Genomic DNA, 19,637 nt, shown 5'->3' on the forward strand with positions numbered 1-19,637 from the left:
TCCATGAGCGATATCCCCTGGGAGCCGCCCGTCGCCGGCAACGAGACGGAACACGTGATCGGCGCCATCGACCGCATGCGCTGGACGTTCCGCTGGAAGGCCGGCGACCTCACGTCGGACGGCCTCAACCAGCGCCTGCCGTCGTCCAGTCTCACCCTCGGCGGCCTGCTCAAACACATGGCCCTGGTCGAGGACAACCAGATCACCGGCAAGTTCTTCGACGAGCCCCTGCCGGCTCCGTGGAAGTCCTCGAACTGGGACGACGACCCCGATTGGGAGTTCACGTCGGCCGCCGACGACAAACCCGGCGACCTGTACGCCCTCTACGACGCGGCCGTGGCCCGCGGCCGCGCCCGCCTGATCGAGGCCATGGCCGACGGCGGCCTGGACCGCCTCAGCGCCCGCACCTGGCCCGACGGCCGCACCCCCAGCCTCCGCCGCTTCGTCTACGACCTGCTCGAGGAGTACGCCCGCCACGTTGGCCACGCCGACCTGCTCCGCGAGGCTGTCGACGGCCGCACCGGCGAGGACCCACCGGACGACTGGCGCCCCTGACCGCCGGTCGCGACGGCCGATCGCGACGACCGCCGCTCGGGCCCACGCGGTCAGCCGGCCCGCCCCTTCCAGAACAGCCGTTCGGCCTTGCCGGGATCCCTGACGATCCGGCAGTCGGCGTCGATCCACATCGTGGCGCGGTCGCGGGGTGTGTAGACGGGCCACCTCGGCACGCCCGGTGCGGTGGGGTGGCCGTGGCGGGCGAAGCCGGCCCACAGGGCGCTCATATGCCGGGCAGTGGCCCGCTTGCCCGGCCGTTCGTCCGCGGGGACGTTGGCGAACTTCATCGGGATGTCCGAGGCGTGGGGTGAGCCGAGCGGGAAGTCCGTCCCGGGCACGACCGTCGGATCCGGGTAGGCGAGCTGGTACATGTACGCGGGCGCGCGGTGCTGGGCCGCCTTCACTTCGGCGATTTTGATGGCGTCTCGCCAGATGGGCGAGGTGGTGATGGCGAAGTACAGCTGGGCCGGGGTGGCGCCCGGCCGGGACCGGCGGAAGGTGGCGATGATCCGGTCGAGCTCGGCGCCCGGATAGGTGCCGCTGAGCCGGGACCGGAGGCCGGCCTCGTCGATGCGGAAGACGTCCGGCGGCCCGAACAGGCTGAAGAACACCGTCTCGTCGCGGCAGGTGCCGACCATCAGCGGTTTGCCGGCCGAGAACGGCGCAGCGCCGTCGGCGAACGGGTGCCGCGGAATGATCCGGCCGTCGACGAAGGCGCCGAAACCCGGCAGCAGGCCGGGGTCGCCCCACGGCGGGGCGCCGTTGGCGGCCTCCGACACCTGGATCTCGAGGAGCCGGGCGGCGGGGATGTCGTACAGCTTGGGGATGTCGGCCTTGGTTATCCCGAGCAGGTGCAGGGTGCGGTCGGCGCGGGCGGTGGCGCCGTCTCGGGTGGGGAAGCGCAGCGGGGCGGCGCTTTCGATGGACGCCTTGTGGAACAGCCGGGACGCCGACGGCATCGTGTGAACGGCCGCGGTCTTGGCGCCGCCGCCGCTCTCGCCCCAGACCATGATGTTGTCCGGGTCGCCGCCGAAGTTCTGGATGTTCTCGCTGGTCCAGCGCAGCGCGGCCAGGATGTCGAGCATGCCCTGGTTGGCGGCGTAGTCGCCATGGGCGAGGTCGCCGAGGAACAGGTAGCCGAGCAGGCCGAGACGGTGGTTGGACTCGACCACCACCACGTCGTACAGCTTGGCCAAGTTGGAGCCGTCCTGGCCGGTGGCCGAGCCGGAGCCGATCATGTAGCCGCCGCCGTGGTTGTAGAACATCACCGGGCGGCGCTTACGGTCGGCGGCCGGAGTCCAGATGTTGAGGTAGAGGCTGTCTTCTGAGGGCGCGGGCATCCGGCCGTTGCCCTGCGGGCCCATCTCACCACCGGCCACCTGGAACGCCGGGTTCGGGAAGTCCACCGCGTCGCGGACACCGCGCCACGGCTGCGGCGGTTTCGGGGCCTTGAAGCGAAGGCGGCCCAACGGCGGCGTCGCGTACGGGACGCCGAGGAACTTGACGATGCCGTCCTCGCGCCGGCCGCGCACCCGGCCGTAGCGGGTGGCCGCCTCGTCCGTGCGCCCGGTGCCGTGTGCCTGCGCCGGCAGCGGCAGTCCCGCCACCACCGCCGCGGACAGGGAACCGCCGATCAACGTCCTGCGGGTCATTCCTGAGCTCATGTGCAACCTCTCGGGTGAGAGGCGGGAGAGCCGCGAACGGCCCTCCCGCCATCGTTGCTACTTGGCGGACACGGTGAAGTGGTGCGTTCCAGCCGGGACGGAGAAGACCGCGTAGGCGCCCTCGGTCCGCTGGAAGGTGGCGCGGCCGGAGGCCTTGCTCCCGGCCGGAGCCCAGACCTCGGCCGTCGTGTTGGCCGGGACGGTCACCGTCAGGGCGAACCGGCCGTCCTTCTTGGTCCAGCTGCTACGGGCCGTTCCCTGCCGGGTCTCGTAGGTGCCGGCCGCGTTCGTCAGGTCACCGACCGGCTTCGGCTTGAAGACCAGCCGATCGCCGGAGACCCCGATGCCCGCGATCCCGGCGTGGAACCACTCCTCGATCTGAGCCAGGATCATGTGGTTCTTCGAGTCGCCGCGGTTCCAGCGCTCCCCCATCGTCGTCATGCCGCCCGGGTTGGCCGGTGTCGAGGCCATGAAGTAGCCGTACGAGGGCTGGTCGTTCTGCTGCAACGTCTCCCACAGCACGTCGTCCCGGTCGGCGTTCATCAAGACCCGGACGATCGGCCCCATGCCGAGGGTGCCGCCGCTGAGGTGCGGGCCGGTGCCGTTCGGGTGGTACGCGTACACGAGCTCGACAAGCGCATTCAGCACCTTGCCGCGCTGGTCGTCGGGGGCGAGCCCCGCGTCGAGGGCCAGCGCCTGCGCCGTCTGCGACGCACCTTCGGTACCGGCGTTGCCCGTGGCCGTGTAGCGGCCCAGCGCCTCGTTGAAGAACGACGCGTTGAACGCCGTCTTGATGTTCGCGGCCAGCGTCTCGTACTTGGACACGTCATCCGTGCGGCCGGTCAGCTTGGCGGCGCGGGCCATGGCCTGCGCGGTCAGGTAGTAGCCCCACGTTCCGGTGATCCGCCCGGAGGTCGGCTCGTCGCCGACCCAGTCACCCAGCGCCGCGTCGACGATGAAACCCTGCGCCTTCTGCCGCTGGATGTAGTCGACGAACCGCACCATCCGGTCGTAGTTCGCGCTCATCAGGGCCGGGTCGCCGTACAGCTGCTCGAGGATCGCCGGGACCAGCACGATCGCGTTGCCCCAGTTGATCTCGTCGCCGAAGCGGCCCGAGTAACCCCAGTCGTACACCGGGGTCTTCAGCGCCACGTTGCCGTACATCGGGGTGTCCGCCAGCGATTGCCCCTCGACCAGATGCCGCATGGTGGTCCGCAGGAACGCGTCGAGCTGGAAGTTCCGCTCGATCGAGGCCATCGGCATCGTGTAATCGGCCGGGTAGGACAGCTTCTCCCGGCCCGGGCAGTCGGTGAACACGCTCATGATGTTGCTCGCGAACGAGTACCGCGCCATCGTGTGGATCCGGTTCACCCGGGCGTTCGATGAGGTGAAGGTGCCGGCCACGGGCGTGTCCGCTTGCAGGCGCACGCCGGTGACGAGGTCTTTCCCCGGCGCGAAGCCGGCGGGCAGACCGGTCACCTGGACCCACTGCATGCCGAAGTAGTTGAAGTTCGGGTGCCAGGTCTCCGAACGCCCGCCGAAGGTCGTATACGTGGTGAACAGGTCGACGCCGCGGGATCCGCCGCCGCCCATCAGCGACGCCTGGTTGACCGTGCCGTCCGGGTTGAGCGACTCGGCCGGCTGCATCTTGACCGTCGTGCCGGCCGGGAGTCCCGACGCGTTCAGCCGTGGCCAGCCGGTGATGTTCTGCCCAAAGTCAAAGACCCATGTTCCGGGTACGGGGTTGGTGACGCTCAACGGCTTGAACGTCTCCTGCACGGTGACCGGCTCGGCCGCGCGCGCGACCAACTGGGTGGCCAGGTTCGGCGGCGGCGCGAACCCCGCGGCGATCCAGCCGGTCGGCGTGCCGTCCCGGCGCGTGGCACCGGCGCTCAGATCGGCGCCTGGAACGTTCCAGCCCGGCTGCTCCCGGCGCGCGTCGTAGTCCGATCCTGAATACCAGGCGTCGGTCACCAGCGGGCCGAGCGCGGTCCGCCACGACCGGTCGGTGACGATGGTGTCCCGGCTCCCGTCCCGATAGGTGATCTCCAGCCGGCCGATGAACCGCGGCGTGACGGCCGCGCCCGCGCTGGCGTCGCTGGCCGCGATGTTGTTGCCCGAGCCGGTCACCTTGGCCCCGGCCTCGTGATCTTTCTCCAAGGCGCCGGTGAACGTGATGGTCCCCGTGCCGATAGCGGTGATCACCCGCGACTCCAGCCGGTCCCCTCCCCCGCCGGTGTCCACGTTGACCGTGCCGCCGACGTGGTATCCGTTGGTGTCACTAACGGAAATCGTCAGGGCTCCGACCGGCGCGGCCGCGGTCAGGGTGCCGTTGCCCTTGAGCTGGCTCTGCCACCACGAGTAGGGCGAGGTGCGGCCCACGGCCGGATTGGTGACGCTGCGGCGCACGTAGGCCGGCCCGTTGCCCAGCTCCACGCCGAGCGTGTTGGCACCGCCGCGCACAGCCGCGGTCAGGTCGTACGTCCGATACTCGCTGGACAGCTGGTAGTTCGAGTTGCCCGGCGCGAGCACCTCCGACGTGATCTCCCGGCCGTTCAGCGTCGCGTGGTGCAGCCCGACACCGGAAAGGTAGAGCCGCGCGCCGGCCACCTTCTTCTTCACCCCGAACGGGCGCGCGAAGATCGGCATCGGCTGGCCCTCGGCCCGGTCCGGATAGTCGATCCAGCGCGCGGAGCCCCAGTCGCTCTGCTTCAGCAACCCCATCGACCACGTCGACGGCGAGGACCAGGCCGACGGGTTGCGGTTGGCGTCCCACACCCGCACCCGCCAGGCCACGGTGTCCCGGCTCTTGAGCTCGCGGCCGAACCGGGCCTGCTGCTCGCTGCCGCTGACGCGGCCGCTTCGCCAGATCAGGCGGCCCGCTTTCAGGTCGTTCGTGGTTGCGGCGGCTTGGATCTCGTACGCCGTCTGGCGGTCACCCGGGCACACCCGCACGCCGGGCCGGCAGCGGACCTCGTCCATCTGCCAGGCCAGCGTGGGCCGCTGACTGTCGAGCCCGAGCGGCGAGTCGTAGCGGCCGTCGACGCTGAGCCGTTCGACCCGCACGTCCCCGGCCGATCCTGAGTGGGCGGACGCCGGCACAGCGACGCCGATCGTGAGCAGTATTGCTGTCGTCATGAGGGTCACAGGTCTTCTGATCGGTGACATCAGACTTCCTTCTCCATCCGTGGTGGGAAACTGACGAACGTTCAGCGCGCGGGCCTACCCGCGGGGGTCCCTCCGTTTTCTCCAAGGGAGTCGAGCCGCCCGGAACGGGCGACGCGGGCGAGGGCGTACGCGCTGGGTTTGGGGTGACGGGTGAAGTCGTCGCCGACCGCGATGAGGCCGAACTTCGGGCGGTAGCCTTCGCTCCACTCGAAGTTGTCGAAGGCCGACCAATGCAGGTAGCCGCGTACATCGACTCCTTCGGCCCGGGCCTGGACCAGAGCCCGCAGGTGCCCTTCCAAATAGGACACACGCTCGGTGTCGTCCGCGGTGGCGATGCCGTTCTCGGTGACGTACAGCGGCAGTCCGGTGCGGGCGGCGCGGTGCAGCATCTCCCGCAGCCCGTCGGGGTGGACGGCCCAGCCCATCTGGGTGACGGGCACGCCCGGCGGCGGTTTGCCGAAGAACGTGGGCGAGTCCGGGTCGACCCACTGTTTGCGGTAGTACTGCACGCCGAGCCAGTCCCCGGCGTCCGGCCCGGTGAGGTTGTCCAGATACCGGTCGACGATCTCGTAGCGCATTTCGTCGAAGAACGGCCCTTCACGCACCGGCGCCAGCAGCGGCAGCTGCACCGCCAGCCCGACCCGGCCGCCGGTGAAGCCGCGCACCGCCTGCACGCCGTGCAGGTGGGCTTCGAGCAGGGCTTCGCCGGCGCGTTTCCACAGGATCGGGTTGGTGACGCCGGGCGGGTGATAGCCCTCCAAATAGCCGTGCAGGGCGATCATCTGCGGTTCGTTGATGGTGCAGATGTACGGCATCAGGTCGCCCAGCTCCGCTGCCACCCGTGCCGCGTAGTGGCTGAACGTGGCGGCCGCGTCCGGAGCCAGCCAGCCGCCGCGGGCGGCGAACCAGCGCGGCAACGTGAAGTGGTGCAGCGTGACGAAGGCGGTCAGGCCCTCGTCGCGCAGCGCCGTCAGCACGCGCCGGTAGTGGGCCAGTGCGGCCCGGCTGAACTCGCCGGGCGCCGGCTCGATGCGCGACCACTCCACCGACAGCCGGTGCGCGTTGTGCCCGAGCGAGGCCAGCAACGCGAAATCGGCGGCGTAGCGGTGGTAGTGGTCGATGCCGTCACCCGACGACTGGCGGGCCGCGGTGGTGGGGTCGTGCTCGAAGTCCCACCAGTCGTTGTTGGTGTTGCCGCCTTCCACCTGATGGGCGGCGGTGGCGCTGCCCCACAGGAAGTCGCCGGGGAAGTCCGTCACGGGCTAGGCGCCCTTCTGGTATTCGGTGTCCATGTCCTTGAGGACCTGGTCGGCGGTGGCCTGCTTGCTGAACACCTCCTGCAGGCCGCTGAGCATGGTCTGCTGCACCTTGGCGTTGGGCCACAGCTGGTCCATGAACGGGACCGTCCGGTTCTCCTCGACGAAGGTGGTCAGCTGCTTGAGGCCGGGGTCGACCGTGGTGCCGGCGCCGGGCAGGGTGGGCAGGCTGCCCTGCTTCTCGGTGAACAGCTTCATGCCCTCGGGCGACATGATGAAGGTGATGAACTTGAGCGCCAGGTCCTTGTTCTTGGCCTTGGCGTTGACGCCGTAGCCCGCGCCCGACGCGGCGGGCATGAGGAACGAGGCCGGGTCGTCGGTGGCCGGCAGCGGGGTCATGGTGAATTTGCCGTTCGGGTTCTTCTGCTTGAGCAAGCCGATGATCCAGTTGCCCTGGACGATGCCGAGCGTCTTGCCGGTCGCGGCCAGGGCCTGGCTGGCCTCGTAACTGGTGCCGAGCGGGTTCTTCTGGAAGCAGCCGGCCGAGGACATCTCCTGGTACTTGGCCATGGCCGTGGTCCACTGCGAGTTCGCGAAGGTGGCCTGCCCGCTCTGCAGCTTGGCGTCGAAGTCCTTGTCGGCGCCGAAGACCGTGGTGGCCGCGAGGGCGTACAGGACAAGCTGGGTGACCCAGTTGTCCTGGATGCCCAGGGCGTAGGCAGGGGTGCCCTTGGCGGCGGCTTCGCCGCAGAACTTGAGCAGTTCGGTCCAGGTCGTGGGGGCCTTGAGGCCCGACTTGGCCAGGGCCTCGTCGTTGTAGACGGCGCCGATGCCGTTGAGGCCGAAGACGGCGTTGTACGTCTTGCCCTCGTACTGGGCGACCTGCTTGAACGCGTCCGGCAGCTTGCCCGCCCACGGCTGGTCGGACAGGTCGAGCAGATAGCCGGGCTTGGCCAGCACATAGGTCGCGCCGGGGTTGCCGTTGCCGGGCCAGACGGTCATCACGTCGGGGGCGGTGCCGGACGACAGCTGGGTGCGGATCTGGGCCTGGTACTGGTCGGCGCCGCTCGTCGTGAAGTTCACCTTCACGCCGGGGTTGGCCGTCTCGAACGCCTTGATGACGTCCTCGATGGAGCCCTGGTCGACCGAGGCCAGGGTGAGGGTCTTGTTGTCGGATTCGTTCGACGCGCTCGAACCCGTACCGCTGCTGCACGCGGCGGTGAGCAGGACGGCGGTGAGGGCGGCGCTGAGACTTTTCTTCATGAGCTCTCCCACGTTGGAGATCAATAAGAGGTGGCGGTGACGGTGTAACGGCCGGAGACCAGGCGGAGGGTGGCTCCGCCGGCCGACGGCGCGACCGGGACGCAGCGCACGCTGTCCGGGTCGGGAGTGGGGATTTCGAGGATCGCGGTGCTGCCGGGCGGCACGGTGACGGTCACGGTGAGCCGGTCGCCGTCCAGCGACCAGCCGCACGACACGAGCCCCCGGGCGGTCTCCTGCTCGGCGCGGGCCCAGGTGAGCTTGCCGCCCGGCAGTGGCCGCAGGAGCAGTTCCTTGTATGCGATGGAGCCGGGCGCCTGCCCGATGCCGGCGACGCGGCCGTAGAGCCAGTCGCCGACGCTGCCGAGGCTGTAGTGGTTGAAGGAGTTCATCGCGGCCGACTGGAAACCGCCGTGTTCGGTCCAGCCGTCCCAGCGCTCCCAGATGGTGGTGGCGCCATGCCGGATGGAGTAGCCCCAGGACGGGAACTCCTCCTGGTGCAGCAGGGCGTACGCCAGGTCGGCGCGTCCGTGCTCGGTCAGCACCGGGCACAGCAGCGACACCCCGACGAAGCCGGTGGTGAGCCGGTTGCCGCGCTTCTCGATGTCGGAGGCCAGATGGTCCACGGCCGCGGCGACGCGATCGGCCGGGAGCAGATCAAAGGCCAGGGCCAGGAGGTAGGCCGTCTGGGTGCCACCGGTCACGCTTCCGTCGTCTTCGACGTACGCCCCGGCGAAGGCGCTCCGGATCCGCGCGTGCAGCTCGTCGTGAGGCCGCGGGTCCCGGCCCAGGACGCGGGCGGCGTCGGCGACGATCCGGGTGCTGTGCGCGAAATAGGCGGTGGACAGCAGATCGCGCGGCGTCTCGGCGTTGACCTGGAGCCAGTCGCCGTACGAGTTGCCGGTCCGGTGGCGCCACAGCAGATCCGGGTTGTGGCGGTGGACGTGTGCGACCCACGCGACCATGGCGCCGAAGCTGCGCTCGAGGACGCGCCGGTCCCCGTACGTCCGCCAGAGCAGCCACGGGATGATGACCCCGGCGTCGCCCCAGGCCGGTGCGCCCTCGCGGTCGAGCACGAGAATCGGGGCCACGTCGCGGAAAGCGCCGTCGGCGTCCTGCCCGTCGACCACGTCCTTCATCCAGCGGGCGAAGAACGCGGACACGTCGGCGTTGCGGGTCGCGGTCGGCGCGAACACCTGCGCGTCGGCCAGCCAGCCGAGCCGTTCGTCGCGCTGCGGGCAGTCGGTGGGAACGGCCAGGAAGTTGCCGCGCTGGCCCCACACGATGTTGGCCTGCAACTGATTGACCATCGGATCGGAACATGCGAAGCGGCCCGTGTACGGCAGATCGTTGTGCACGACGCGGGCCACGAGGTCGTCCTCGGTCAGCTCGCCCGGATAGCCGCTCACCTCGGCGTAGCGGAACCCGTGGAAGGTGAACCGCGGCTCGAACACCTCGGTCCCGCCGCCCGCGCTGACGTACGTGTCGGTGGCCGCCGCCCGGCGCAGGTTGGCCAGGTAGAGGTCGCCGTCGCCGTCGAGGACTTCGGCGTGCCGCAGGACGATCCGGTCGCCGGCCGCGGCGCCCCGCACGGTCAGCGCCACTCGCCCGACGAGGTTCTGGCCGAAGTCGGCGAGCCAGCGGTCGCCGTGCCGCCACACCCGGGTGGCGAGAATGTCGTCGACGACCCGGATCGGCTGGTCGGGTTCGGCGACCAGCGGCCCGGGCTCCTCGTCGAGCACGGCGGCCGGCCGGTAGGACGGTGAGCGGCGGGCGTCGACGAACTCCCCCATGAGCAGGTCGGCGGCCCGGATCGGGCCGTCGCCCTCCTCCCAGCCGTCGCCGGTGGCTACCACCCGGCGGGAGCCGTCGGCGAAGTCGAGCACCAGTTGGGCCAGGAAGGCCGGCGCCAGGCCGTAGTGCCGGGCCGGCCGGCTCGGGTCGAAGCCGGCATGACCCGCCCACCAGCCGTCGGCGACGACGGCGTCGATCGTGTTGGCGCCGGCCCGGACCTGCTCGGTGACGTCGTAGGTCTGGTACTGCAGCCGCTGGTGATATTCGGTCCAGCCGGGGGCGAGCTCGAGATCCCCGGCCCGCTCACCGTTGAGGGCGGGTTCGTAGACACCGCGAGCGGTGGCATAGAGCCGGGCCCGCACCGGCCGTTCGGCCGCGTCGAAGGCGCGGCGCAGATAGAGCGGCGCGGTGGCCGGGTCGGGGAAGGACCGTTCCTCGTCGGTGGGCGGGTCGACCATCGGCAGGCTGACCGGGTCCCGGCCGATCCACACCGCGCTCCACTCGTCGCGGTGCAGCAGCCCGGTCTCGAACCAGGTCCGCGCGCTGCCGGCCGGATCGCCGTGCTCGTCCCAGAGCTCGACGCGCCAGTGATAGCGGGTCGCCGACGCCAGCGCCGGGCCGTCCCACGCGATCAGCAGCGTCTCGTCGCTTTCGCGGCGGCCGCTGTCCCACACGAGACGGTCGGCGCCTTCCACGGTGGCCGTGATCCGGTAGGCGCTCTGCGCCGCGCCCGGCCGGTCGCCCGCCAGCTTCCAGGACAGCCGCGGGCGTGGTTCGCCGAGGCCGAGCGGCTCGGTGAGTTGTTCGGTCGTGAGGCGGTACGGTGTCATCCTTTGAGCCCTCCGGCGAAGCCGTTGATGATGCTGCGCTGCAGCGCCAGGTAGACCGCCAGGACCGGGACGATGCTGATCAGCAGGGCGGCGAAGATGAGGTTCCAGTCGGAGACGAACTGGCCGACGAAGCCGGCCACCGCGACCGGGACGGTCTGCTGGTCGCTGCCGCTGAGGTAGAGCAGCGGCGTGAAGAAGTCGTTCCAGACGGCGACCGCGTTGAGGACCAGGGCCGTCACGGTGACCGGTTTGAGCATGGGCAGCACGATGAAGCGGAACGTGGTGAACGGCGTGGCGCCGTCGATCGAGGCCGCCTCCTCGAAGTCGCGGGGAAGGGCGCGCAGGAAACCGGCGTACAGGAAGGTCGTGAAAGGAACTTGAAGGCCCGAGTAGAAGAGGACGAGGGACCAGACGGAGCCGAGCAGCCCCAGATCGCGCACGGTCTGATAGAGCGGCAGGGACGCCAGCTGGAAGGGCAGGACCAGGCCGAGCATGATCAGCAGGAAGGTGCCGCGCGACCAGCGCGCCGTGGAGCGGGCCAGCGGATAGGCGGCCAGCGCGGAGACGGCCAGCACGATGGCGACGCTGGCCACGGTGACCAGCACGCTGTTGACGAGGGCGCCGCCCAGGCCGGCCTCGCGCCAGGCGCCGGTGAAGTTGGCGAAGGTCGGGGAGGTGGTCGGGCTGATCGGCGACGAGGTGTCCGAGGGTTGCCGGACGGCCAGGTTGACCAGGACGTAGACCGGGAAGGCGAAGACCACGCCGACGGCGATCATGACCATTTCCAGGGCGAACGTGCGCCTGGTGTAGCGGTTCACGACGCCGCCTTCTCGTTGCGGGACAGGAAGGTGTACTGGGCGCCGGAGGCGATGGCCACGATGATCGTGAGGACGACGGCCAGGGCGATGCTGTATCCGAACTCGCCGAGCGTGAAGGCGTCCTTGTAGATCAGCGTCGAGATGGTGTCGGTCGCGTGGCCCGGGCCGCCACCCGTCAGGGCGTACACCTGGTCGAAGAGTTTGATCCCACCGATGATCGACAGCATCAGGTTGATGGTGATGGCCGGCGCCAGCAGCGGCCGGACGATGGAGAAGAAGCGGCGGACCGGCCCGGTGCCGTCGATGGCGGCGGCCTCGTAGATCTCGCGCGGGATCGACTGGAGGCCGGCCAGGAAGATGACCATCGAATAGCCCGCGAACTGCCAGACCACGACCACCACGATCATCCACAGGGCCAGATCGGGGTCGCCGAGCCAGTCGCGGCCCCACGGCCCGAGCACCGCGTTGACCGCGCCGTCGGGGCCGAGCAGGTTGCGCCACAGATAGGCGGTGACGATCGGGGTGACGACCGCCGGCGCGAACAGCAGCACCCGCAGGACGTTCCGGGTCTTGATCATGCTGTTGACGCCGAGGGCGAGCAGCAGCCCGATCCCGTTCTGGATGACCGTGATGGCCACCGCGATCAGGACCGTGTGCCAGATGGCCTGGAGCGCGTCCTCGTCGCCGAGCATGTCGGTGAAGTTGCGCAGGCCGACGAAGGCGAAGTCGGGGTCGAGGCCGTCCCAGTCGGTGAAGGCGTAGTAGACGCCACGGGCGCTGGGGACGAGCACGACGAAGGCGAACAGCAGCAGCGCCGGAAGGGTGAACCACCAGGGCGGGGTCACCCGCGGCCGCCGCGACCGGGGTGCGCGGGTCGCGCCCTCGGGGGGACGGGTTCGGAGATCAAGAGACACGGCAACCCACTTTGACTTGAATCGTTTCAGCAGATCTGGAGCCGACAACAGCACCGCGCCAGCGAGTGGCGTGGGTAACGTTTTCTCAATGTTTCGCCGACCTTACGAGCGTATGGCGAAACAAGTCAAGGTCTATGCTGGGCAACGTTTTCCATTGGTTGTCGGCAAGGAGCGGTGATGGTCAGTCGGCGGGTCACGATCGTCGACGTGGCACGGCATGCGGGCGTCTCGACCACCGCGGTGTCCAAAGTGCTGCGGAACGCCTACGGCGCCAGCCCGCAGATGCGGGCCAGGGTCCGCGCGGCTATCGAGGAGCTGGGTTACCGGCCGTCGGCGGCGGCCCGCGGCCTGCGCGGCCGGACGTACACGATCGGCGTGCTGCTGCCCGACCTGCGCAACCCGTTCTTCGCCGACATCCTCGACGGCGTCGCCGAACGCCTGGCCGAAACCGACTACCAGGTTCTGCTGGCCTCGTCCGGCAACGACGAGGCGGCCGAGGCCCGGCTGACCGACGCCATGATCGACCGCAGCATGGACGGCGTCATCCTCGTGGCGCCCGTCTCGTCCCGCCCGCGCCTGCGGAGCGTGGCCCGGACCGTCCCGACGGTCGTGGTGGGCCGCCACGGCCACTCCCCCGACCACGACACGGTGACCGACGACGACTTCGCCGGGGCCGCCTTGGTCGTCGACCACCTGGCCGGGCTCGGCCACCGCCGCATCGCCCACATCGAACACCACGAGACCGACGCCGTACGCCTGCTCGAGATGCCCAACGCCCGCCGGGCCGACGGATATCGGCACGCGATGCGGGCGCACGGCCTGGCCGAGCACATCGACGTGGCGGCCACGTCCTACACCCGGGAGGGCGGTCGCCTCGGCGCACGGGAGCTGCTGTCGGGCCGGCACCGCCCCACGGCCATCTTCGCCGGGGCCGACATCGTCGCCATGGGCGTCTTCGACGCCCTGAGCGAGGCCGGCCTGTCGGCGCCCGCCGACGTGTCGCTGGCCGGGTACGACGACACCGCGTTCGCCTCGTTCGGCCCGATCTCGCTGACCACGGTCGACCAGGCCGGCCACCAGATGGGCGCCGAGGCGGCCCGGCTGCTGCTGGACCGCGTCGGCGATCGGGAGCGGCCCACGTCGCAGGTGCGGCTCTCACCGGCGCTGGTGCCACGGGCCACGACCGCGCCGCCGAGCTGATCAGTAGGCTCTCGTCATGGACAAGCGGGTCACCATCGTCGACGTCGCGCGGCACGCCCAGGTGTCCACCACGGCCGTCTCCAAGGTGCTGCGCAACGCGTACGGCGCCAGCCCCGCCATGCGGGCCAAGGTGCAGCAGGCCATCGCCGAGCTCGGCTACCGTCCCAACGCCGCCGCCCGAGGGTTGCGCGGGCAGACGTACACCATCGGGGTGATGGTCCCCGAACTGCGGAACCTGTTCTTCGCCGACATCCTCGACGGCGTGGACGCCCACCTCGGCGACACCGACTATCAGGTGCTGATGGCGACCGGCTGCAACGGCGAGAAGGCCGAGGCGAGGGTCATCGACGCGATGATCGACCGCAGCATGGACGGCTTGATCCTGATCGCCCCGGTCTCGTCCCGCAAACGCCTGACCGAGGTCGCCGGCCGGGTGCCGACGGTGGTGGTGGGCCGGCACGGCGCCTCGTCCGCCTACGACACGGTCACCGACGACGACGTGGCCGGGGCCGCGCTGGTCGTCGACCACCTGGCCGACCTGGGCCACCGCCGCATCGCGCACATCGAACACCACGAGACCGACGCCGTACGCCTGCGCGAGATGCCCAACGCCCAGCGAGCCGAGGGCTACCGCGAGGCGATGCGCCGCCGGGGCCTGGAAGCCGAGATCGACATAGCCTCGACCAGCTACACCCACGACGGCGGCTACCAGGGCGCGAAACAGCTGCTGGCCCGCCCCCAGCGCCCCACGGCCATCTTCGCCGGCGCCGACGTGGTCGCGCTGGGCGCGCTGGAGGCGGTGGCCGAGGCGGGCCTGACCGTCCCCGGCGACATCGCGGTGGCCGGTTACGACAACAGCGCCCTGGCCGCCTTCGGCCCGATCTCGCTGACCAGCGTCGATCAGGACGGCCGCCGCATGGGCACCGACGCGGCCCGCCTGCTGGTCGACCGCATAACCGACCGCACCCGCCGCACGGTGCAGGTGAAGCTCTCCCCCACCTTGACCGTCCGCCGCACCACCGGCCCCGTGTCATCCTGACCGCTCGCCGGAAAGCCTCCTTCGACCCGCCACCGTGAACGGACGTTCGCCCGATCATCGCTCGATCGAGGGAGCGCGGAGGCCATCAGCGCGGGGGCATCCTCCTCGGGTATCCGGATAATCAGAAATATCCGGATAACCCCAACCGGAGGTCTCCCCTCATGCGCAAGCGCAATCTCGTGAAGTTCGCCGGCGTCGCCACAGCCGCGACCGTCGTGGCCGCGATCGCCGTTCCGGCCTCGCCGGCGAACGCCGCCCGGCGGAACTGCGGCATCATCAGCTGCACCTGGTACTTCAACAAGAGCGAGACGAGCGACATCAAGGACGGCATGACCATCGCCGGAATCCCCGCCTTCTTCATTCCGGGATTCGGGCCGCTGACGACGGGAAGCCTGGAAGTCAGCGCGGCGACCGTCAGCATCGCACTGAACCACGGTCAGTGCCTGAAGGTGAAGATCGGCCCCGGATCCAACGGCCGGCTCAAGGCCACGCCGGGCTTCCACAACTGCCCCTGAAAGCGCCGGATCCCCGGTCGCGAACCGCGGCCGGGGATCCCTTGCGAGTGGGTCAGTGGGTCGGTGGGTCAGTGGGCCATGGCCGGAGGGGCGTCCGGGTCCACGTCGAGCGGGCCCGTCCGGAACAGGACCGCGGCGACGATGCCGGCCAGGACGAAGAAGCCGGCCGACCACCAGAAGACCGTGGTGTAGCTCTGGATGGCGGCCTCGGCGGCCAAGGTCGGGGACGGGGCGTGCGACGACGCGTAGTTCGTGGCGGCCGTCGCGGCGAAGGAGCTCAGCAGGGCCGTGCCGATCGAGCCGCCGATCTGCTGGACGGTGTTGATCATCGCTGAGGCGACGCCGGCGTCGCGGTGCTCGACGCCGCTGGTGGCGGCGTTCTGCGTGGGGGCGAAGACCAGGCCGAGGCCCAGGCCGATGATGATCAGGCCGGGGAGCACGCCCGAGGCGTACGTCGAATCGAGGTCGAGCCTGGTCAGCAGGACCATGCCGGCCGCGGCGACGAAGGCGCCGAGCGGGACCAGCGGGCGCGGGCCGATCTTCGGGGTGAGGATCGAGCCGGCTGTCGTCGCGGTCAGCATGATCGCGCCGAGCATCGGCAGGAAGGCCAGGCCCGTCTTGACCGGCGTGAAGCCCAGCACCGCGGTCAGGTAGTACGTCAGGAACAGGAAGATGCCGAACATGCCGGCGCCCGCGATGGCGATCGAGGCGTACGAGCCGCCGCGGTTGCGGTCGAGCACGACGCGCAGGGGCAGCAGCGGGTTGGCCACGCGGCGCTCGACGAACACGAAGGCGATCAGAACGATCGCGCCCACGATGATCGGGCCCAGGGTCTTGGCCGCGGTCCAGCCGTCGGTCTCCGCGTTGGCCAGGCCGAAGACCAGGGCCACGAGGCCGACGACGGCGGTGACGGTGCCGATCAGGTCGAGCTTGCCGTGGCGGGCCACCGGCTCGTCCTTGAGCTTGAGCGAGGCGCCCAGCACGGCGAGCGCGGCGATCACCAGGTTGACGTAGAGGCACCAGCGCCACGAGGCGTACTCGGTCAGGACGCCGCCGAGCAGCAGGCCGATGCCGCCGCCGGCGCCGGAGATGGCGCCGAAGATGCCGAACGCCTTGCCGCGCTCGGTGGGCTCGGTGAACGTTGTCGACAGCAGCGAGAGCGCGGCCGGCGCCAGGGCCGCGCCGAAGGCGCCCTGCAGCGCGCGGGCGACGATCAGCACCTCGAGGTTCTGTGCGATGCCGCCGAGGGCCGAGGCCAGCGCGAAGCCGATCAGGCCGATGAGGAACATGCGCTTGCGGCCGATGAAGTCGGCCAGCCGGCCGCCGAGCAGGAGAAGACTGCCGAAGGCGAGGGCGTACGCCGTGACGACCCACTGCCGGTCGGCGTCGCTGAAGCCGAGGTCGGCCTGTGCGGTCGGCAGGGCGATGTTCACGATCGTGGCGTCGAGCACCACCATGAGCTGTGCGAGGGCGAGGACCACGAGCGCCCACCAGCGCCCCGTGGTCCCCGTCTCGCGTGTTTCGAGTTGATCAACAGCGGTGGTCATCGAGTGCCTTCCGGAAACGTAAGTTGAGGTTGCCCCTCCACATAACGCAGCGTAGCAACGGAAGTTGAGAAGTCTCCTCCGTTTAGATGTACGCTTGGCCACATGCCAGCCACCGCCTCCCGCCCGCTGCGGCGGGACGCCCAGCGCAACCGGGAGCGCGTCCTCGAGGCCGCCCGCGAGGTCTTCGCGACCCGCGGCTTCGCCGCCACGCTCGACGACGTGGCCCATCACGCCGGCGTCGGCGTGGGCACCGTCTACCGCCGCTTCCCGACCAAGGAATCGCTGGTCGAGGCCCTGTTCACCGAGCGCATCGCGGGCATGGTGACCCTGGCCGAGGAGTGCCTGGCCGAGCCGAGCGCCTGGGACGGCCTGACCCGTTTCATGACGGTCGCCTGCCGCACCCACTCCGACGACCGGGGCCTGCGCGACGCCATGCTCAGCCTGGGCATGAAGAAGCGGTTCCCCGAGGCCGGCGACCGGATGGAGACGGTGATCACGGAGCTGGTCGCGCGGGCCAAGGCCGAGGGCACGCTGCGCGCCGACTTCGAGGCCACCGACGTGCCCATCATCTTCACGATGGTCAGCGACATCGGCGGGGCGGGACTGCAGGCGTACGAACGCTATCTGCGCCTGGTCATCGACGGCCTGCGGGCCTGCTCGCGCAACGCGCCGCTCGGCGATCCGCTCACCCGCGACGAGGTGATCGGCATGCTGAACGACTGCGTCCCGGCGGTCAGGCCCCGATCCGCAACCGCACCGTGACGGTCTCCCCCACGTCGAGCCCCTCCTTGCGCCGCACATCGGTCTTGATCGGCACGATGTAGCGCCCGTCCTTGGGCCACAGCGAGGTCGTCCATCCGGTGCCACCGATCTCGGCCGTCACCGGGATCATCCCCCACCCGTAGCTCACCAGCGACGACGCGGCCTCGATCTCGCGGCACTCGTCCTCGGGCACGGTGACGAAGTGCCACGGCGCCGGCCCCCGCCAGAACCAGATCTCCCCCGCGAACTCCATGTCCATGGGCCCACCTTATTGAAGCTCCGCCACAGCTAGCCGAGGGTGAGCCGGCGGATACCGAGCGCCGCCGCGGTGGGATGCCCGGCGGCATGGGCGCGGGCCAGGTCGATGCGACTGGCGTTGGTCCACTCGCCCTCGGTGAAGGTCGCCGCCGCCGCGGTGAGCGCCCGCGCTTCGAGCCGGAAGGCGTCCAGGATCACAGACACGGCATGATCCAAGCATGAGTGTGGATGCCGGCGTGCGATGGGCGGAATCGGTGTGGGGGCGCCGGGTGACCGGGGTGCGACCCCTCACCGGCGGCTGGACGTCGACCGTGCTGCGCCTGGACGGGGACGACGGGGAGCGCGCGGTCCTGCGTCTGCTGACCAAGGATCCGTGGCGCCGGCACGCCGACGGCCTTCTGAACCGGGAGGCGGCCGTCCAGAAAACGCTCGCGGGGTCGTCGATCCCGGTCGCGCGCAGCCTCGCCCTGGACGTGACCGGCGCCGGCGCGGGCTCGCCGGCCCACCTGATGTCATGGCTGCCGGGCCGGCTCCGCCTCGACACCACCGAGGTGGTGGAACCCCTGGCCCATCTGCTGGCCGACATTCATCGCGTCGCCGACCGGCCTCGCGACTACCAGTCGTGGGCTCCGCCGGGCAAGCGCGTCGTTCCACAGTGGTCCCGGCGGCCCGCCCTCTGGCAACAAGCCTTCCGCGTCCTGGAGCAGCCACCGCCGGACTTCCGCGGCACCTTCCTGCACCGCGATTTCCATCTGGGGAACGTGCTGTGGTCGCGGGGTGAGGTCACCGGGGTCGTCGACTGGGTGGAGGCCTCGTGGGGCCCGGCCGGCCTGGACGTCGCGCACGCCGCCACCTATCTGGCCATGCTGCACGGCATCGCGGCCGCCACCGCCTTCACCGGCGCCTACCGCCGGCGGACGGCCGGGCCGGACGCGGAGAGCCCGTACTGGACCGTCATGGACATCGTCGGATACCTTCCCGACCCGGCCAAGGTCGCCCAGCCCTGGCGCGACTGCGGCCGGCTCGTCACCGACGATCAGGCCCGGCACCGCCTCGAGGAATGGCTGGCGGTGACACTCTGATCAGCGCGTCGCCCAGGGCCGTCCGGCTGTACAGCACCGAGCGCCCGTCGCGGGCCCGCTCCACCAGCCCCGCCCCGTGCAGCACCTTCAAGTGGTCGCCCACCGCGCCCACCGTCATCCCGTACGCCCGGGCCAACTGGCTTGTGCTCGCCGGCTCGGCCAGCGTGACCAGCAGCAGGGCGCGCGACCGGCCGATCAGCGCCGACAGCTGGTCCGGCGCCCGCGGCGGCCCGTTCTCGAGCAGCGTCGCCACGCCCCGGGCCGGATAGACGATCGCTTTCGGCCACGGCGCGTCGGCGTACACCGCGATCTCCGGCCAGATGAACACCGACGGCACCAGCAGCAACCCCTCGCCCTCCAGCGGCGTGTCCCCTCCCGGCCGCCCGATCAGGTCGATGCCGCCGTCGCGCCACCGCACCTTCGGATGCAGCCCGGTCAGTGCCGCCTCCCACCCCGACCGGCTCAACTCGCCGCCCCGGTGCACGATGTCGCGTTCGCAGAGCAGCCGCAGCCGGGGCCAGTCGTCGGCCAGCAGGGCCTGCCACGCCTCCTCGAGCTGGCCGGCCAGCCGGTCCAGCACATTCCCCGCCGCCAGCACCTTCCGCGCGGCCGCCGGCGTGTCCGGCCGCCGCCGCAGATAAAAGGCGATTTCCTCCTGTACGGCCGCGCGAGGCCCACCGCGAAGCTCCCGCAGGTCGTCCTCGATCGTCTGCCCGTGCCGGCGCGGCGGCGGGGTCAGGAACGTCGCCCCCGACCGGGGCAGCCGCAACGCCAGGATCGCCTGCATGGCCGGCCGGGAGCGCATCGGCTCGAAACGGGGCCGCAGCCGGCGCAGCCACGCCTCCGGCACCCCCTGCCGCTGGGTGCCCGCCACCGCGTGGATCAGGTGGTGCAGCTCGAAGACCGGCGACAGCGCGAACCTCGTACGCAACAGGTCTTCCGCACCCACCAGGAACCGCCGCACCCGTTCGACCT

17 protein-coding genes are annotated in these 19,637 nt (G+C 70.6%); 6 read left to right on the forward strand and 11 right to left on the reverse strand.

Annotated elements, in window-relative coordinates:
- The first annotated feature begins 3 nt into the window (after window positions 1-3).
- Entirely contained in the window at window positions 4-555 is a 552-nt protein-coding gene (locus ACFY36_RS32405; RefSeq protein WP_499749714.1) for a mycothiol transferase, read from the forward strand.
- A gap of 50 nt (window positions 556-605) precedes the next feature.
- Here ACFY36_RS32405 and ACFY36_RS32410 read toward each other — a convergent pair whose 3' ends face one another.
- From ACFY36_RS32410 to ACFY36_RS32440, 7 genes are all read right to left on the reverse strand, one after another.
- Window positions 606-2,219, reverse strand: coding sequence for a carboxylesterase/lipase family protein (locus ACFY36_RS32410; protein WP_499749715.1), 1,614 nt, complete (start codon window positions 2,217-2,219; stop codon window positions 606-608).
- A 57-nt stretch (window positions 2,220-2,276) separates the two neighbouring features.
- Entirely contained in the window at window positions 2,277-5,357 is a 3,081-nt protein-coding gene (locus ACFY36_RS32415) for a family 78 glycoside hydrolase catalytic domain (protein ID WP_499749716.1), read from the reverse strand.
- Between the two features lie 71 nt (window positions 5,358-5,428).
- Window positions 5,429-6,646, reverse strand: a complete 1,218-nt coding sequence (locus ACFY36_RS32420) for a glycoside hydrolase family 1 protein (RefSeq protein ID WP_499749717.1) — start codon at window positions 6,644-6,646, stop codon at window positions 5,429-5,431.
- 3 nt (window positions 6,647-6,649) lie between these two features.
- The gene (locus tag ACFY36_RS32425) at window positions 6,650-7,906 is read right to left on the reverse strand and encodes an ABC transporter substrate-binding protein (protein ID WP_499749718.1); all 1,257 of its coding nucleotides are present in this window, start codon (window positions 7,904-7,906) and stop codon (window positions 6,650-6,652) included.
- Window positions 7,907-7,926: 20 nt separating this feature from the next.
- A complete protein-coding gene (locus ACFY36_RS32430) occupies window positions 7,927-10,527 on the reverse strand; it encodes an alpha-L-rhamnosidase (protein WP_499749719.1) in 2,601 nt (866 codons plus the stop codon).
- The gene (locus ACFY36_RS32435) at window positions 10,524-11,345 is read right to left on the reverse strand and encodes a carbohydrate ABC transporter permease (RefSeq protein ID WP_499749720.1); all 822 of its coding nucleotides are present in this window, start codon (window positions 11,343-11,345) and stop codon (window positions 10,524-10,526) included. Before ACFY36_RS32435 ends, ACFY36_RS32430 begins: the two co-directional genes overlap by 4 nt.
- On the reverse strand, window positions 11,342-12,259 hold the full coding sequence (locus ACFY36_RS32440) for a carbohydrate ABC transporter permease (RefSeq protein WP_499749721.1): 918 nt from the start codon (window positions 12,257-12,259) through the stop codon (window positions 11,342-11,344). The genes ACFY36_RS32435 and ACFY36_RS32440 overlap by 4 nt, the downstream gene beginning before the upstream one ends.
- Window positions 12,260-12,436: 177 nt before the next feature.
- On the opposite strand from ACFY36_RS32440, the gene ACFY36_RS32445 reads away from it, so the two are divergent.
- The 3 genes from ACFY36_RS32445 to ACFY36_RS32455 all read left to right on the forward strand — a co-directional run bounded on the left by ACFY36_RS32445 (window position 12,437) and on the right by ACFY36_RS32455 (window position 15,013).
- Window positions 12,437-13,459 (forward strand): LacI family DNA-binding transcriptional regulator, encoded by a 1,023-nt coding sequence (locus ACFY36_RS32445; RefSeq protein ID WP_499749722.1) that lies wholly within the window; start codon window positions 12,437-12,439, stop codon window positions 13,457-13,459.
- A gap of 16 nt (window positions 13,460-13,475) precedes the next feature.
- Complete coding sequence (locus ACFY36_RS32450) at window positions 13,476-14,498, forward strand: LacI family DNA-binding transcriptional regulator (protein WP_499749723.1); 1,023 nt, start codon at window positions 13,476-13,478, stop codon at window positions 14,496-14,498.
- A 161-nt stretch (window positions 14,499-14,659) separates the two neighbouring features.
- Window positions 14,660-15,013, forward strand: coding sequence for a hypothetical protein (locus ACFY36_RS32455; protein WP_499749724.1), 354 nt, complete (start codon window positions 14,660-14,662; stop codon window positions 15,011-15,013).
- Between the two features lie 68 nt (window positions 15,014-15,081).
- Here ACFY36_RS32455 and ACFY36_RS32460 read toward each other — a convergent pair whose 3' ends face one another.
- Window positions 15,082-16,560, reverse strand: a complete 1,479-nt coding sequence (locus tag ACFY36_RS32460) for a DHA2 family efflux MFS transporter permease subunit (protein WP_499749725.1) — start codon at window positions 16,558-16,560, stop codon at window positions 15,082-15,084.
- Window positions 16,561-16,662: 102 nt separating this feature from the next.
- Between ACFY36_RS32460 and ACFY36_RS32465 the strand changes: the two genes are divergently transcribed.
- Window positions 16,663-17,322, forward strand: coding sequence for a TetR/AcrR family transcriptional regulator (locus ACFY36_RS32465; RefSeq protein WP_499749726.1), 660 nt, complete (start codon window positions 16,663-16,665; stop codon window positions 17,320-17,322).
- Here the strand turns inward: ACFY36_RS32465 and ACFY36_RS32470 are convergent.
- Window positions 17,294-17,581 carry a DUF1905 domain-containing protein gene (locus tag ACFY36_RS32470; protein ID WP_499749727.1) on the reverse strand — a complete coding sequence of 96 codons (288 nt, stop codon included), beginning with the start codon at window positions 17,579-17,581 and terminating at the stop codon, window positions 17,294-17,296. The two genes, ACFY36_RS32465 and ACFY36_RS32470, sit on opposite strands and share 29 nt — an antisense overlap.
- 29 nt (window positions 17,582-17,610) lie before the next feature.
- The gene (locus ACFY36_RS32475) at window positions 17,611-17,784 is read right to left on the reverse strand and encodes a hypothetical protein (protein ID WP_499749728.1); all 174 of its coding nucleotides are present in this window, start codon (window positions 17,782-17,784) and stop codon (window positions 17,611-17,613) included.
- 14 nt (window positions 17,785-17,798) lie between these two features.
- On the opposite strand from ACFY36_RS32475, the gene ACFY36_RS32480 reads away from it, so the two are divergent.
- Window positions 17,799-18,662, forward strand: coding sequence for a phosphotransferase family protein (locus tag ACFY36_RS32480; RefSeq protein WP_499749729.1), 864 nt, complete (start codon window positions 17,799-17,801; stop codon window positions 18,660-18,662).
- Here the strand turns inward: ACFY36_RS32480 and ACFY36_RS32485 are convergent.
- The gene (locus ACFY36_RS32485; RefSeq protein WP_499749730.1) at window positions 18,607-19,626 is read right to left on the reverse strand and encodes an ArsR/SmtB family transcription factor; all 1,020 of its coding nucleotides are present in this window, start codon (window positions 19,624-19,626) and stop codon (window positions 18,607-18,609) included. The two genes, ACFY36_RS32480 and ACFY36_RS32485, sit on opposite strands and share 56 nt — an antisense overlap.
- Window positions 19,627-19,637: the final 11 nt, after the last annotated feature.

The sequence above is a fragment of the Actinoplanes sp. NPDC000266 genome (genome assembly GCF_042899005.1).
In the GTDB taxonomy this organism is placed as follows: Bacteria; Actinomycetota; Actinomycetes; order Mycobacteriales; family Micromonosporaceae; genus Actinoplanes.